Origin of the sequence: Phocaeicola salanitronis DSM 18170 (genome assembly GCF_000190575.1) — a bacterium.
GTDB classification, from domain to species: domain Bacteria; phylum Bacteroidota; class Bacteroidia; order Bacteroidales; family Bacteroidaceae; genus Phocaeicola; species Phocaeicola salanitronis.
In genome coordinates this window covers 3,203,713-3,220,196 of sequence record NC_015164.1, presented here as the reverse complement: position 1 = coordinate 3,220,196, position 16,484 = coordinate 3,203,713, and the positions used below count along the sequence as shown (strand labels likewise).

At 44.0% G+C, this 16,484-nt stretch carries 13 protein-coding genes; 2 read left to right on the top strand and 11 right to left on the bottom strand.

What is annotated here, in order from left to right:
* Positions 1-215: 215 nt before the first annotated feature.
* The 4 genes from BACSA_RS13825 to BACSA_RS13805 all read right to left on the bottom strand — a co-directional run bounded on the left by BACSA_RS13825 (position 216) and on the right by BACSA_RS13805 (position 4,531).
* Positions 216-1,688 (bottom strand): ATP-dependent nuclease, encoded by a 1,473-nt coding sequence (locus tag BACSA_RS13825; protein ID WP_013618656.1) that lies wholly within the window; start codon positions 1,686-1,688, stop codon positions 216-218.
* Between the two features lie 394 nt (positions 1,689-2,082).
* The gene (locus tag BACSA_RS13820; RefSeq protein ID WP_144005232.1) at positions 2,083-2,547 is read right to left on the bottom strand and encodes a hypothetical protein; all 465 of its coding nucleotides are present in this window, start codon (positions 2,545-2,547) and stop codon (positions 2,083-2,085) included.
* A gap of 732 nt (positions 2,548-3,279) precedes the next feature.
* Positions 3,280-4,206, bottom strand: coding sequence for an AAA family ATPase (locus BACSA_RS13810; RefSeq protein ID WP_013618653.1), 927 nt, complete (start codon positions 4,204-4,206; stop codon positions 3,280-3,282).
* Positions 4,207-4,321: 115 nt separating this feature from the next.
* Entirely contained in the window at positions 4,322-4,531 is a 210-nt protein-coding gene (locus BACSA_RS13805) for a hypothetical protein (protein ID WP_144005231.1), read from the bottom strand.
* A 650-nt stretch (positions 4,532-5,181) separates the two neighbouring features.
* Between BACSA_RS13805 and BACSA_RS13795 the strand changes: the two genes are divergently transcribed.
* Positions 5,182-5,697, top strand: a complete 516-nt coding sequence (locus BACSA_RS13795) for an HU family DNA-binding protein (RefSeq protein WP_013618650.1) — start codon at positions 5,182-5,184, stop codon at positions 5,695-5,697.
* A 270-nt stretch (positions 5,698-5,967) separates the two neighbouring features.
* On the opposite strand, the gene BACSA_RS13785 is transcribed toward BACSA_RS13795, so the two are convergent.
* The 5 genes from BACSA_RS13785 to BACSA_RS13765 all read right to left on the bottom strand — a co-directional run bounded on the left by BACSA_RS13785 (position 5,968) and on the right by BACSA_RS13765 (position 12,376).
* A complete protein-coding gene (locus tag BACSA_RS13785; RefSeq protein WP_013618648.1) occupies positions 5,968-6,663 on the bottom strand; it encodes a tyrosine-protein phosphatase in 696 nt (231 codons plus the stop codon).
* A gap of 240 nt (positions 6,664-6,903) precedes the next feature.
* Positions 6,904-9,312: a GumC family protein gene (locus BACSA_RS13780; protein WP_013618646.1), complete on the bottom strand. Its 2,409-nt coding sequence runs from the start codon at positions 9,310-9,312 to the stop codon at positions 6,904-6,906.
* A gap of 11 nt (positions 9,313-9,323) precedes the next feature.
* Complete coding sequence (locus tag BACSA_RS13775) at positions 9,324-10,148, bottom strand: polysaccharide biosynthesis/export family protein (RefSeq protein WP_013618645.1); 825 nt, start codon at positions 10,146-10,148, stop codon at positions 9,324-9,326.
* Positions 10,149-10,154: 6 nt separating this feature from the next.
* Positions 10,155-11,270, bottom strand: coding sequence for an MraY family glycosyltransferase (locus BACSA_RS13770; protein WP_013618644.1), 1,116 nt, complete (start codon positions 11,268-11,270; stop codon positions 10,155-10,157).
* 38 nt (positions 11,271-11,308) lie between these two features.
* The gene (locus tag BACSA_RS13765; RefSeq protein ID WP_013618643.1) at positions 11,309-12,376 is read right to left on the bottom strand and encodes a transcriptional regulator; all 1,068 of its coding nucleotides are present in this window, start codon (positions 12,374-12,376) and stop codon (positions 11,309-11,311) included.
* Positions 12,377-12,834: 458 nt separating this feature from the next.
* Here BACSA_RS13765 and BACSA_RS13760 point away from each other — a divergent pair, with 458 nt between their 5' ends.
* Positions 12,835-13,236: a hypothetical protein gene (locus tag BACSA_RS13760; RefSeq protein ID WP_013618642.1), complete on the top strand. Its 402-nt coding sequence runs from the start codon at positions 12,835-12,837 to the stop codon at positions 13,234-13,236.
* A 391-nt stretch (positions 13,237-13,627) separates the two neighbouring features.
* Here BACSA_RS13760 and BACSA_RS13755 read toward each other — a convergent pair whose 3' ends face one another.
* Positions 13,628-14,935 (bottom strand): sensor histidine kinase, encoded by a 1,308-nt coding sequence (locus tag BACSA_RS13755; RefSeq protein WP_013618641.1) that lies wholly within the window; start codon positions 14,933-14,935, stop codon positions 13,628-13,630.
* Positions 14,925-16,301, bottom strand: coding sequence for a sigma-54-dependent transcriptional regulator (locus tag BACSA_RS13750; RefSeq protein ID WP_013618640.1), 1,377 nt, complete (start codon positions 16,299-16,301; stop codon positions 14,925-14,927). Before BACSA_RS13750 ends, BACSA_RS13755 begins: the two co-directional genes overlap by 11 nt.
* Between the last annotated feature and the right edge of the window lie 183 nt (positions 16,302-16,484).

Here is a 16,484-nt window from a genome sequence, read left to right as displayed (position 1 = left end):
GATATTTCCCTAAGAATTTATTTTAGATTTTCAACGGTTTGATACAACCGTTTGAGAAATAAACATTTAACGGAGTATTTAAGAAACAGCAGTAACGATTTGGGAACCGTGCGATTTTCAGTGTTTTGCGGTGCGATGCTGTCAAATAACTCAATTGTAAAAGTAGTCAAAATCCTTGAGCAGGCAAAGAGATTGACTACTAAATCTAATATTAGTTAGAAATTATTATTTTTAAATTGCGTTGTTAGGAATGAAGTAGTTCTTTTTATCATATCATCATTCTTTTCAAAAAGATACTCTACAATCATTTCGATTAACTCATTTCTATCTTTTCTTCTTTCTCTCAACTCAGTATCAATAAGTTTATAAAATCTCTTACCATTATTATCATTATCAGCATTATTGTTCTGAGTGTAATCATTAATAATCTCAGTTAAACTTTTTTGTTGAAAGATATAGTCGTTTAAACGCCTAAATAGAGTGTGATCTACATTCTTGACTAATTTATTTCTTAAATATTTTTCCAAGCTTTCTATTGGTAAATAATTCAGAGGTATATTATTAGCAATGTTATTATGAGCTATATAGTTTTCTGCGTTAGTTTTGATGTCTAAATCTAAGATAATGCAAATTGAAGCTTTTTTGCCTAACAAGTTATTTCTAACAACATCATCAGCCAAGTCAATTACGTTTGAATACCCACCACACGGTAAAACATGTACTAAACGATTATTTAATAAGCATTCCTTTCTTAAAATGCGTCTAATAATTTCTCGTGCCAAATCATCTTCAACCAAAATAACATTATCATAACCCGAATGGTCATATAATATTCTTGTCGCATATGCAGGATAACATGGATTCATAATTTCAATAGAATTGTCACTGTGTCTTTCAATAAAAAATATATTAGCAGGAGATATTCCGCTTATTAACTCTATGGAATGAGTTGAAAAGTATATGGCATAATTATATTGGTTTGACATTTCCTGTAAGAAATGCACTAATCTTTTTAATGAAGATGGATGAAGAGCTAATTCAATTTCATCAAGGAATATAAGGCATGGTTTATTCAAATTTGCTCGATCGTTATTTCTTATATATAGAGAGTTAAGAATACTAATGAGTAAATTCTCTCCTGTTGACATATGAAATTGACTTATCCTTTTCCCATTTTTTTCATAGAAAAACACAGTACCATCAAATTTTTCATAATTCGAAGAAACAAACCATAGCTTTTCATAAAAATTAGAATCACCCTGTAATATTTGTCCTAGATTTTTTCTAATAAAATCATTCGCAGGTATAAGTTTGTTTGCATCAATTGTTTCAATTATTCGCAATTTGTCATAAGATGTATCTCTGAATCGATTGCCAAAAATTAAACTACCCTCATAAAAGCCTTTGATATTCATCACTCCATCAGATGCTTTTATCCATTTGTGATCTGTTTTTTTCCATGATCGCTTGGAATTTCCCAATTCAAAAGTAATATATGCATCTTCATCTGTTTTACCAAAATAATCATTCATACGCATATTAAAAAACACACTTGAAGCACAAGCAACAATTGTACTTTTACCAGAGCCATTTTGGCCTGTAATTGCGTATAGACCTTTTTCCGTAGGAAATTCAATTTCCAAATTATTAATACACTTTATTTTGTGTATATTCATTTTTAGTTTCATAATATATTATGCAGCATTATAGATTTGAACTAATTTTGTTTTTATCTCTCCGAAAGTCAGGTTTGTACTAAAATCAGTTGTTAATCCAGTGTTTATCACATATACAAATGATTCTTTCCTATAATATTTATCTCCGACAAGCCACAAGGATTTTTCAATTGTATCAGCTTTTGCCGTAAGCACTCAATTTAGGGCATCCTCCTTTGAAAGGACACTTTTGAGTGCCCTAAACCGAGTTGTATTTAAAAAAGTTTGAAAAAGAACTTCCGTCTAGTTCTGAAAGTAAAACTTTTCAAGAGCTTCACTGCTATATACTATTCTTAAATTTTGATTCACAGCGAGCATTCCACTGATATTCAAGACAACGCTTCATCCTGTAAAGGGTATATACTATTCACAGTGCATATTCCACTTTTCCGTAAACAGAGTTTACAGGATGAAGTGAATAACAAATTCTATTATTATCCTCATCATAAGTCTCGGACAGAATCAAGTTGCTCCGTTCTGCATCAGGCAGGCGTTGATACTTGGATTGGCATTGACGGATAAAATCTTTTTCGGAAATCTTAATCTTATCCTTGAACTTGGAGAAGATATCAGTCCACTGAATGGAATCAACATAGCCTACAAATTTCCTCAGTTTATAGTCAGCATCGTCTTTATTGGGATTATTAACGATGTGAAATACCAACACCGGATATCTGGTTATGTTAAATTTTTCACTATCGGACAACCGTCTTACATAGATGCGTTGGCCATCATATATATTGAAAAATTTCATGGAGTTGCCACTGACAAGCATCTTCTCGTCATGACTTACGTCTATCTTCGTACCATTCACCTTGATCGTGTCGGGCATATAACCTAGTATGTGTTTAGTCTTAGGGCAAAGCTTTGTTACCTTACCTGCTTTGACTACGGGTAAGCTCTTGAAGTTAATGATCAGGAACATGATCATACCCACAATCATTATCGAGAATGCTATTGTAAATACAGTTAAACTCATCTTTTAATCCTCCAATATTTGATAGGGCTGCACTTGTTCGCTTTCGGTTGTTTTGAACTTTAACATGGTCAATGACAGCCACGAGCCAATAAAGAGTATCCACCCTATCGTGTTATCGTTAACCAAAATTGAGAACACAAAACATCCTAAAAAGAGTATTATCATAAGCAATATCCAGAACGTAGACTTTTCATCATTCAGCCTACGCATTGACACATTGTAGAGTACATCCCACAAATACAATGTCATGGCCATTATCATAGGCATAATATGAGTTTGAGCCACCGGCAAGAGATCCTTCCCAGTAAAGTCAAAAGCTTTTTCTTGACTCAGCAAACCATAAAAGGTCACCACAAATAGAGCTACTGACCATATTATGCAATACATATACTTATTCATTGTTCTATCTTAGTTACAAAGATACTAATTTTCTTTCAATCAGCAATAATCAGGGGCTATAAAAACTTCTAAATCAATTCTATTCTCCCTTTTGCATATATTCATTTTACAAATCAAAAAAGGCAGCATATTCCTGCAAAATAGGATTATGGTTGATGTCAATCAGTTTGTCTGCCACTTCCACATCTACATCATGCTCGTTTTTTTCAAACTGAAAAAGCGCATTTCCGGACTATCACCGGCTGCATATTCAGCCAACATGGACAACTTATGGGACAACAGGTAATCGTGAGTGGAAATGAACGACTGTATACCATATTTTTTGGAAAGTTCCACCAACAAATCGACTACCGTAGAAATCAATATAGGATTCATGTTCGACTCCGGCTCGTCCCAAAACAGAATATTGCCCGGCTTCAACTCTCCATTGATGCATAAATATAATAAGGTAGCCATTTTCCTCAATCCTTCCGCTACCAAATGAGCCTCATATTCTTTGCCATCCTCTATGACATAGAAACGGTTCCCTTTTCGAAGCACCTTCACATTCCATTTCTCAAGTAAGGGAGCCAACATATCCTCTGCTTCTCTCAATGCCTCGCTTTTCAAAGGTGCAGCATCCATTGCCTTTGCCAAATCGAGATAGGTCTCGTCAAAGGAAATTTCCCGTTTTTCATAAAGACTGACGAAGCCTTCAAACAAAGAAAACATTTCCCGAGGAGGAATATAGATGAAGTGAGGTTGTGAGATATAGGCATTATTGTCTGTTTTTGCCAACGATGCTTTCTCACTGAAATTGAAACTCAAACTACCTGAATCCATCGTCAGCGTCACAGAAGCTGTACCGGAACCATATTTGTTTACCAAATGTCCCAACGTGTCCGGCTTAAAGTACCCCGACAACTTTTCTGTCAGCAAATCACCGAACTTGTCTTTGGTCTTGGAAGTGGATTGTTCAAACAAGGAATTGGCCTTCATGGCAGCTGCCATACACTTCAAGATATGGGTTTTTCCTGTTCCATTACGACCGATAAAGACATTGATTCCTCCACAAAACTCCAAGGTACAGTCTTGAAAGCAAGTGAATCCCTTCAAATATAGTTTGTTGTTCATCTCCTTAAAAATATCTATAACCTATATGCAAAGATAGCTTTTTTTACATCCAAATGCTACAAGCAAGGAAATTTCTTGCATTTCCAACTATCTCTATACAAATCGGAAAAGATAATTATCCCAGCCACTCCCTCAAATCTATCTCATCCAATTCTGCCCCGATCACCGTGATGCGGTTGTCATACTTCCTTGCCGGATGCCCCTGTACCGTGATGGGTGTGTACCGGTTTGCCGGTTGCTGGAGGGTGGTGCAGACATCTTTGCAAGCCGCTTCCATGTCACGGCCGATGACGATAATGTCCGCAAGGCGGTTGGCACGCAGCATGTCGTTGGAGCCAAGCACGAGTACGGTACGGGCGGAAGCCGTCTCATGGGAGGGGGGGGGGGGGGAACGGGCGTGCCGAAGCAATTGTTCTCAGGATAGCGTTTGGATGAACATAAGTGAGTGGACTGTTTTACATAAGTAAGTCGGGCGTTTCACATAAGTGAGTCAGCCGTTTCACTTATGTTCGTTTGCGGAGCCTCTTTGCCAATGCGCTTGCCGACTCGCATTGCGCGAGCTGGACGACGTAAGAGAGTCAGGTTCCCAGCGTGGCTGACATGGACTGCCAACGCTTGCGCTTCGGGCGGAAAGCCGGATAGGTTGAGGGATTCCTCGCGCAACTTATCGGCGGCGAACCGGCCGCCATAGTAATTCCGGATAGCTGTAGCAGCCGTAGGGTTTATCTGCCGACTGCCTCCATAGATATTGAATACAACCTGGTTGCCGTCTTCCATAGGGCCTTTGCTTGTATGGAGTCAACGAATCCTCAACGGAATTCAACAGGCAGTAAACGGATCATAAACGTCTTTCAACGGATTTGCAAAACGCACTTCCGGCGCCTTATCTTTGTCATGTCGAAAGGATGAAGAGCGCAGACATCACGAAGACAAGTAACCCGAAGTTTTACCATTTAAAAAAGAAAGGAACGTATTATGTTAGATTACAGTGTTTACATGCAGAACAACCACTTGGCACCCGAAGCCGGCGAAAGAGCCTACGCCCGGCTGCAAATCCGCGAAAACTGGAACGGCGACAAGTTCATCAACCACCTGGCAGCGCACAACGCCGTTTTCACGCGGGGCACATTCAAAGGGGTGGTGAGCGACCTGTGCAACTGCATCGTGGAGCAGGTGCTGAACGGCAACAAGATTGCCTTGGGCGAGCTGGGCACGTTCCACGCTTCCATCAGTTGCGAGAGTGCCGAAAGCATGGAGAAGTTTACCGCCGCCAACATCAAGGCGGTGAATCTGGTCTTTACACCCGGTCCCGACTTCGAAAACATGATCAGCAAAGCCACGTTCAACCTTGTGGCGAGCCGTAAAGCACAGAAAGCCACCGTTAAGGCGGAAAAAGCCGGAGAGACAACCGTAGACCTGGAAGCTGCCAAGCGTAGCGGAACGGGCAACGATGACCCGGAAAGCACCGGCGGTATGGCGGCGAGTTTGTAGTTCAATTGGCAAGTAGTAGAGACATCACATCGTGGCGTCTCTACTACTTGCAGTATTTTCGCAAACTTATTTTATCCTGCGGTAATAAAAACACGCTACCTATGTAACGCTGGATTACCAATGACGGATTATCCTTAACCCTCTTGTCATTCTGACGACCGTAGGGAGGAAGAATCTCACATCTACGTGGATGTCTACGAGATCCTTCGCTGGCGCTCAGGATGACAATACCTGTCATAATCGAATGGGCTTTCCACAGGAAATGGGCACTCAGGATGACAAACATTTCTTTATTTTTCGAAAATCTTTTTGCAAGAAGTCATGCAGCATTTCCAGCTTGTGTAAATCACTTCCTGTAAAATCGTACATTTTCTTTTCCAATAACATATGGGCAATGTGTCTGGAACGGTCACCATACGCCCCGACCAATGAAAATAAATTCAGCTGGAACTTTACCCCCATTGTTTTCAGGTAGTTGTATCTGTCCTTTTCCATATATGCATAGCGTTCCGGATGGGCAAGTACGGGAAAATAGCCTTTCATCCGGATGCGCAGCAGAAGATTCTGAAGCCCCATCGGGGGATTGTAGTAACTGGTTTCTACCAAAAGGTGGTCGCCGTTTGCGCCGAACGGCAGGAAATCATTCTTTGCCAGCCGCTCCTCGAACAGGCTGTCCAGCATGTTTTCGGAAGCAAGGTGCAGGATGACGTTTCCTTTATAGACATCCTGCAACTCCCTGAACTTTTCTTTCAGGCAACCGGTGGTGTTGGGGATGTCCTCCATGACATGCGGAGTAAGCCACACTTCCCTTATCCCCAACCGTTCATATTCTGCAAGTATTTCCAAAGCTTCCTCCATTGTCTGCACCCCGTCATCTACTCCGGGAAGAATATGGCAATGCCAGTCGGTAAAGCCCCGGAAGAAACCGCTTTCTTCCAGCATTTGCTTTTTTCGAAACAGCCACATAAATCGAATTAAATAATTAATAATGAACAATTAATAATTAATGCCAATCAGGGGTTAAAAGGGAGTTACAGGCAGTTATCGCCCACCGATCGGCTGGGAGTTAAATGCCAATACCTTTTCCACCGTTTTCAGAAGCAAAGCTATTGACCTTTAACTCCTGAACGAAGTGATAACTCCTGTAAAACATAACTACGTTTAACTCCTGATTCGCATTATTCATTGTTAATTGTTAACTGTTAATTATTCATTGTTATAGTAATCTTTGCTGCCGTATCCGTAGTGATAGCCATACTTGTAACCGTACTTGTAGCCGTACCGGTTATTGCCGTCCAATGTGCCGTTCAGGATTACCGCCATGTTCTTGAAACGTTTCTCCTGATAGATGGTTTCCAGTTCGGCAAGCATGCTCCGCTCCAACAAGCCGGCACGGACAATAAAGAGGGTACGGTCTGCGACCTTTTCGATAATCTGCGTATCCGCTACAATCTCAATAGGAGGACAATCGATAAAGATATAGTCGTAACGGTCACGCAAGCCGGCAACCAGTTTGCCAAAGCGGTCTTCGGCAAGCAGTTCGGTCGGATTGGGAGGCAATGTACCTACAGGCAATATATACAAGCCCGGGCATTGGGGAGCTTCTACCACGGCAGTGTCTATCGCATCGGTCTTTCGTCCGAGATAGTCGCTCAGCCCGGTTTTAGGAGAATCGATAAATGCCGAAACGGACGCTTTGCGCAAGTCGCCATCGATAATCAGGACTTTCTTACCCTTTAAGGCAAGGCTTCCGGCAATATTAAGGGAGAGGAAAGTCTTTCCGCTGCCGGGATTGAACGAAGTAAGCAGAATGACGTTTGCCTTTTCGTTCTCGCTCGTCATAAATTCCAGGTTCGTGCGCAACACACGGAACGCTTCGTTGATGATGTTGCGTTTGCCTTGCTTCACCACAATGCCCCGAGGCGCATCATACGTTTTCGAAGCAAAAAGATGTTTCCGCCGAGATTCTCCTGCCAACGGAATTTCACCGGCAAAAGGCATGGACAGACACTCAAGGTCTTTCTTGCCACGCACCTTCGTATTCATATTCTCGCGGACAAAAACAATGACTACGGGAATCAGCAAGCCTAAGGCAAAGGCGACAAGCAGAATGTTGCGCCGTACAGGAGCCGTAGGAAGCATACTGCCCGTAGGCGGAGTAATCACACGGGTATTATACGCCGTAAAAGCTTGTGACAATTCATTCTCCTCGCGCTTCTGAAGCAGGAAGAGGTAAAGTGCTTCCTTCACTTTCTGCTGGCGTTCTACCGACAGCAAGTATTTGGCTTGCGAAGGGTTGGCAGCCAAGCGTTCGGTAGTCTGCTGTTCGCTGCGCTGAAGGCTGCGGATGCGGGTATCCAAGGTCACCATCAGGTTGTCTACCGATGTGATAATGGCACGGCGCATGGAAGCAAGCGACTGGTCCAGGTCTTTTACCAGCGGATTCTGCTCGCTACTGTTCGCAACCAGGTTGTTGCGCTGCAGCTGCATGGTATTGTACTCGCCGATCTGCTGTTCGATATTGGCACTTTCGATGCCCGAATTGGCAGGAAGCAACTGATTACGGCTGCTGGCTGCGGTAAGGTAATTACGGATATAACGTGCCATGGACAATTGGGTATTGAGTGCCAGTATCTGCGCATTGGTCTCGCTGCTTTGTGCCATATACAGATTGGAAGCCGCCTGCACATCGGGCAGCAGATGCTCGCTCTTGTAAGAAGAAATGTTTTCATCCACATTGCCCAACTCTCCTTCGATGACTCCCAAGCGCTCGTTGATGAACATGGATGTGCTGACCGCAATCTGGTTCTTGTCTTTCACCCAATTTTCATTGTACACGGCAATCACGGTATTCAGCACATCTTCGGCACGCTGAATGCATACATCCTGAAACGAAAGATTGATGACCGTAGACTTCTCGTCACTCAACACAACCGACAAACGGGACGAATAAGCACCAGTCGCGCCATGCAGCGAAGAGCGGCTAACGTAAACCGGTTCGTGAAAGCCTATATTATAATAAGGTGTAGGCTCTACCAGCAGTTTGCCTACCGGGCTGGCAATCGTATCGTTCAGTTTTCCTTCGGAGATTCCTTCCACTTTCTCTCCGTTGCGGGTAAAATCGGAAAGCTCCAGTTTGCCGCTCGCTCCCTGACGCAACGTAAGCGAAGCGGTCTCGTTATCCTGCAACCCGAAGAAAGAGATGCTGAAAGGAAGGGTTTGCCCATAAAGCACTTGCTTATAGAAAGTGCCGTCGGTCAGATAATCGGTGTGCAAATGCAACCGTTTCACGACATCAAGCATTACGGCAGGAGACTGCAAGGAAAGCAGCTCGTTGTTGACATTGGTATTTGCCTGAAACAATCCCATATCGGCAAACGTCGAACCGACATCGCCGGAAAGCGACTGCCCCTTGCTGTCTTCCTTGATAAGCAGGGAAGCCGCACGGGTATATACAGGCGGAGTAGTCAGCAAATAATAGACTGCAATGCCTAAGGTAAGTACGAGCGAAACTACAAACCAACGCCATTTGGCGAGGCACAGGTAGAACAAATCTTGAATACGGATGAAATCATCGCCCTGCTTGGGGCGTGTCGGATTGTTGGGTATTGCCATTGTTTCAGTTTTTAGTTGAATATCAGGATGCCGATGGAAGTGAGCAACGAGGCGAGTGAAATCCAGAAAGAAGTGGAGCGGACATTGTTGCCGTTCACCGTAGACTGGCGCGAACGCACATTATTCGGTTCGACATAGACCACATCGTTCTGCTGCAGGTAATATGCCGGAGAGGTGTAGACATGCTCGCCGGAAGTCAGGTTGATTCCATAGACACGCTGTTTGCCTTCTTCCTGACGCAACACCAACACCTTTTGCCTCTGTCCGTAAATAGTCAGGTCGCCCGCCATGCTCAACGCATCTAAAATCGTTACTTTGTCACGGTCGATGCTGTAACGTCCGGGCTGGTTTACTTCACCCAGCACCGAAATGCACAGATTCATGAACTCTACGGTCACCACCGGGTCTTTTACCAGATTCTTAGCCATCAGCTCGTTCTTGATATAGGCGGCAATTTCCTCACGCTTCATGCCTGCCACGTGAACTTTGCCTAATACAGGGAAATCGATATTCCCTTCATCATCTACCGTATAACCGGATACGCCATTACTTGTTCCTGTTGTCAAGCCATTGGTGCGCAATGATTGCCCAAGCTGACGGCTGACGTAAGGCAGATTGAACAAGTCGGTCAACTGCGGGTCGCGGCTGTTGACGATAATCGAAATCTTATCTTCGGGACGCACCCTAATTTCTACCGCATCGGCAATCCGGATTTCCGTTTCGCCCGGCTGAAAGTCCTGAAAATAAATAACCTCTTTCGGAGTGGAACAAGCACTTAATGCCCAGACAGCTACTCCCCAAAGAACGGATTTCCTAAACAAATGGAATAATTTCATCTCTTTCTATTTTTTCTTTTCAACAATAATTACAGGATTCGATTTATGCCGGGCTACACAATAGTTGATAAACAATTGCATAAGCGTCCAAAGCACGATATCAAGGATAAGCAGCAGGGTAACGTCTAACTTATCAACCAGACAAACATTCAACCCGATAAAAAACAACAAAACAAACAAAATGGTCACCAACACCATACGGACGCGCATACCTGTGCGAAGCAGTTTATGGTGAAAATGGTTTTTATCGGGAAGGAAAGGATTCTTTCCGGTACGCAACCGATGAAGCACCACCCTTACCACATCAAAAAGCGGAACAAGCAGTGTGGAAAAAGCAATAACCATCTTGGGATTGGGAGTATCTTCCTGCCCAAATTCAGCCATACTTAGATGGATGACCAGCAAACTAAGGATATAACCTAACGTAAGGCTGCCCGTATCGCCCATAAACAGTTTATGCCCCCGACGGGCATTGCCAAATACGTTGTAAAACCAAAACGGAACAATCACACCCAAAGTGGAAAATGCCAACATGGCAAAAATCCCCTCACCTTGAAGCGTACACATAAGCCCTAATATAAACAAGGCGATACAACTCAATCCGGAAGCCAGCCCGTCAATGCCGTCTATCAAATTAATGGCATTCGTGATATACACCACCACAAACACGGTCAACGGTGCGCCAACCGCAAAAGGCAACTCATAAATACCAAACAAACCGCCTAATGAATTGAACCATTCGCCCGGCAATACAAGCAAGAAGGCTGCTACAACCTGTACCAAAAACTTATACCGATAGCTTACGCCTATCAAATCATCCGCTACTCCAACCAAGAAAAGCGTCATGATTCCCACTGCAAAAAACAAAAGTTCATTGGTACAGTGGTTTTCAACAGTATGCCCCAAATAAAAGAACATTCCCAACACAAAACATACCGATATCAATATTACCGGAAAAAACGACAACCCACCCAGTCTGGGCACAGGCACCGAATGCACCTTCCGGCTATCCGGTTGGTCGAACAAACGTTTCTTATAAGAAATCAAAAGAATTTTAGGAATAATCAACATCCCAAGAATTAACGACAACAAAAAACTACTTGCCAAGAATAAATAATCCATATTTTACCTCAGTTATTACTACCCGATTGCCAGCCTCCCTATTCGTGCCCATACCATTCATCGAAATCATCCAACCACCTTAACAATTGAAGCTTGCTTTTCTTCGGGTTCTTTTCCATACGCCAAGAATGAGTCAGCTGATGGGCTTTCGCATAATAAATACTGTTATCGGTACATCCGTAAAGTGTAACAAGAAGCAACGCCTTGGACTGTCCGGCTTTAACCGCCGGAAGTATAGACTCGACTGTAGAGGCCAATGCGTTGAACGCTTCCTGATCGCCTGCCAAAACATAAGCCGGAAGCAATATCGAATAGAGTTTGCAGCGCATCACATCCGTTTCCATCCGAAGATTTCCGTATTGAGACAAGACTTCCCGGGCAAACTGCCGGTCTGTTTCCGGTATGCCTTCCGCATGATGCAAGTACTTCAATGCGCCATGAAGCCGGGATATCACCCGTTGATTATCTAAGCTGGAATACACATGCTTGCTGTCTTCATTCAACGATATGACTTCGTATTGTCCCGGCTTGACATGCAACAAAGGCACCAACATCCAGTTCTCAACACTGACCATAATGTCTTTCATCCCTGCACCGGGTTGGATGACAACAGTAGCCTCAGCTCCTTTGAATTGCCCTTCCGTAATACGTACCCGGTCTCCCTTGACCAATGTCTCTGACTTCGGAACATAAACCGGCAACACATTCGAATAAGAATCGGCTACCCATTTCAGATTTTCCATTGCCCTGTCGGAGAGGTAAGGATAATAATCTTCTTTCTCTCCTTTCACCTTGGGCAAAAAATTATATTGGGGCAAATTGCGCTTCAGATGGAAAATTTCATCTACCGTCGCACGGATAAATACATAATTGTATAATAAAGGACAGTCGGTCTTTACGAACTTCCCTTTTATCTTCTTCACTTCTACATAAGAAGGCGCAAAATAATCGAAAACAGGCTCACCATACTTCATCCGCCGTTCCCGTTCTTCCTTTAAGCCGGTAGCCAACCCACGATGAGAAGAAGGAAGAAGCATCACATACCATCGGATTGGCTGTTTTCTTATTGTAAAATTGCCGCAAATCTGCTTTTTCTCTTCATGCATAGACATTTTCCAGCCATATCAGCATTTTACGTAAAATGCTGATAAACAACCTATTTATACATCTTCAAGAAACGAACATTGAAAATTTTATTTTCTTCTTCCATTTCGTTTAAGCTCTTCAAAACAAAATACATTCATCCGTTTTATAAATGCAAATCGTTTTATTAACCCGTGCAAATGTACTAAAAATATCAGAAATAACAATGTAAGATACAAAAATCAGTTAAAATTATCACTTATTTCTTTTTAAAGACAATCAGAACCGGAGTGCGAATGCATATTAACCCGCCTTTTTTACAGGGGCATTACATTGCGGCACCTCTAATAGCGAGAGAAGCATAATTCCAACTTTATTGATTAATCTGCAAAGTTTAGATGGATATTCCGTAGATTTTGTGTAAGTTTGCACATCAAACAAATGTATCAAACAGACAGGAACTTATAAATGATTTGCATATATGAAACACAAAAGCATTAACAGCAACAAGCAGTTTATGATTGGCAACGGCATCCTGGCATTTGGCGTTTTCTTTGTCGTATGCCTGTTCCTATACCTGGCTTTCCGTCAACAAGACAAGCAACACGAAGGAGCCTACGAAGGCATGTACACCATCCAGCTCACCGACTCGTTTGCAGGAGACAGCATTTCCGTCTACATCAACGACAGCCTCCTGCTGGACCGCACCATGCCCGACAGCAATGTGAAGCTCCAAGTTGCCCGCTTTGCCGAAGAAAGCGCGCTCCTGATTGTGACCAGCCTCAACGATGAAGTCACCCCATTCAACCTTAGTCCCAAAGGAAGCCTTGTCAACGTAGAGAAGAAGAACGGAAGAATCTTCATTTTCGAGAAAGAGAACTGAAAAAACGAGCCAATTACATAGAGCCTGTTTAAGAAGCTGTTTTGAATTTCTCCAAAAAGTTTTTCTTGGCTTGATGTATCCGTTTTCGTGTGTGCTTTGGGCGATTTTTTGGTCTTTTTCGCTCCTGTTCTTCGTCAGATAGCCCGCTATCTTCCTCATCACAGAAGCGAAAATGCCTCAAAAACTCATCCCAAATCAGCGCACGATAAATTCAAAACAGCTTCTAAATTTTCCAATAAATATTCTATCAGGTTCTTAGCTTTTAAACGAAGATATACTTCATCCGCGGCTTCAATATATATGAAACCGCCGGCGCATATATCTGACTTGGCACACGCAGTATATATGCGTTTACGAACGCAGCTGAAAGGCAGTCCACGGGTATCCTGCGTTACTCGAACTCCAATACAAAAGTCGTGTTCCAGCCATTTGCGCGGGGTCTGAGCAGGCTGATGCTTCCTCCGGAGAGCTTCATAATCTGGCGGGACAATGACAGACCGATACCGCTTCCATTGGTACGGGTTGTGAAGAACGGCACAAAAATCTGTTCAGCTTCCGCCTCGGGAATAATGGGACCGTCGTTATTGATGTAAATGAAGACGTGTTCATCCGCCGCATTGCTATACGCACGTATATGAATGCGCCCTTTTACCTCGCCGATGGATTGTACCGCATTCTTCAGGATATTTATCAACACCTGCCGGATAAGGTTCGGGTCAGCATACAGCATCAGTTCAGGAGGCTCAATCTGCAAGGTAAGCGAAATCGTTTCGGGAATCAGGCTCAACCCCTGTATCTGACGAAGCAAGTCCAGCAAATAAAACGGTTCGGGCGAAGGCTTCTGCAAAGCAGAGAATTTCCGGTAGCTGTCCACAAAAGAAATCAGCCCGGTAGAGGTTTCGTGTATCGCACGGATGCCGTCGTAAATCGGACTGTTTATCACGTCCTCCCGCTTCAGGAAGGTTTCGCTCAAAGAAGAAATGGGCGCGATGGAATTCATAATCTCGTGCGTCAATACTCGCGTCAATTTTATCCACGAATCCAATTCTTTTGCATCCAATTCGTTACGGATATCATTTAAGGTAAGAATACGCACGGTGTCCTCGCCCAACCGCATCTCTGTTGCACGGACCGCCAACTGCACTTCCCCTTTCACCATAGCAAACTGAAGGTTACAACGTTCACCCGCCTTCAACGTACGCAACATGTCGGGTATTTCCGCTCCATAACGTTCCAATTGCCGTAACGTACTAAGCATCGGAACAGCAAACAAACGGGCTGCAGCCGGATTTGTCTGGACAACGGTCCCTTCCTCATTAAGTATGACAACCCCCGAACTGACACTGGAAAGAATCTGTTCGTAAAACCGCTCACGCTGCTCCATCAGCTGCTTTTGCTCACCCATCAAGTTCCCAAACTGGTTTAAGGTTTCTTGCAACACACGCTCGCCTCCCGAAAAGCCATACAGCGGAAGACGGAAAGAATAATCCCGGTTACGGATGGCTTCCAACATCAGCCAGCACTTCTCGCGCAACTGCTGCTGCATCCGGTAGGACAACCAAGCTGCCAACACACACAGCATGCCGCCGGTTATCCCTGCCCACCAGCTTCCTTGCAATATACTGAAAGTCAACAATACAGTTCCGCCTGCCAGAACCACAAGCCGAAAGAATGTTGAATAAATCCATCTATAACCCATAACGTTTCATTTTATTGTAAAGCGTCTGACGGGTCACGCCTAACTTGACCGCCGCTTGCGTCAAGTTGCTTCCACACTGGTCTAAAGCCTGCTGAATCATCGTCCGCTCCATTTCATCAAGCGTATGGAAAACAGTTTCAGCTTTTTCGCCTGCCGCACGGACTTCTTCCTTTTCCGTTACCGGTGCCAGTTGCAAGGATTCGGCACGCAACTCACCGTCATCCGCCAAAATCACAGCTTTCTCAATCGTATGCTGCAATTCACGGATATTCCCATACCACGGATATGCCAATAGCCGGGCTGCCGCATCCGGAGAAAACGTACCGTTGGTCCGCCCGTACTGTTTGGCATAGCGTTCTAAAAACATCCGCGCCAACGGAAGAATATCTTCTTTCCGCTCGCGGAGCGAAGGGATGTGCAAGTGAATGGTGTTGATGCGGTAAAGCAAGTCTTCACGGAACTCCCCCTTGCGTACCATTTCATCCAAGTCGCGGTTTGTGGCGCATATCAGGCGGATATTGGTAGGTTGCGGCAGGTTGCTTCCTACCTTGATGAAACTCCGCTTCTGAATGGCGGTCAGCAGTTTTGCCTGCAGGTAATAAGGCAGATTGGCTATCTCGTCCAAAAACAAGGTTCCGCCATCGGCAGCCTCAAAGCGTCCGATACGGTCGGCATGGGCATCGGTGAACGAACCTTTTACATGACCGAACAATTCACTTTCGAACAGCGATTCGGTAATGGCACCCATATCCACCACGACCATCGGCCCGTCTTTCCGGTTCGAAAGGCGGTGTATCTCACGCGCCAGCATATCCTTGCCCGTACCGTTCTCGCCGGTAATCAGAATATTGGCATCCGTAGTGCTGACTTTTTCCACCAATGCACGTAAAGGGCGGATGGCCGGCGAGTTACCCCAATACATTGCCGTATCGGTTCTGCTTGCCTTTCCTGCCGTACGCTTTTTCTCTTTTTTTTGCGCACATACCTTATTATATACCTCCACCAATGTCTGAATCAGCTTGTCGTTGTTCCACGGCTTGACTACAAAATCAGCCGCACCTTCCTTAATACCCGTCACGGCAAGGTCGATGTCGGCGTATGCAGTAAACAACACCACACCCGCCTGCGGACGGATACGGCGGATTTCCTTCAGCCAATAAAGCCCTTCATTCCCATTGTTGATACCCGAAGCGAAGTTCATGTCCAGCAACACCACATCCACTTCATTTTGCGCTAACACTGTGGGAATCGTTACGGGCGAATCGAGCGTCAGTATCCGCGCAAAGTAATCCACCAGCAGGTAGCGCAACGAAGTCAATATGTTCCGGTTGTCGTCTACAACCAATAAGGTTCCTTGTTTTGCCATTGTTGTTTCTGATTTTTTCAACGCAGATTAACGCGGATTAACGCTGATTTTTATTAATCCGTGAAAATCTGCGTGAATCTGCGTTTCATCTTTCTGTCTGCAAAGATACACAAAGAAACAATACGTCCTTTCACGTCAAGTGTCTAATTTTTTGACACCTACCGTCTAATTTTTTGACACTCT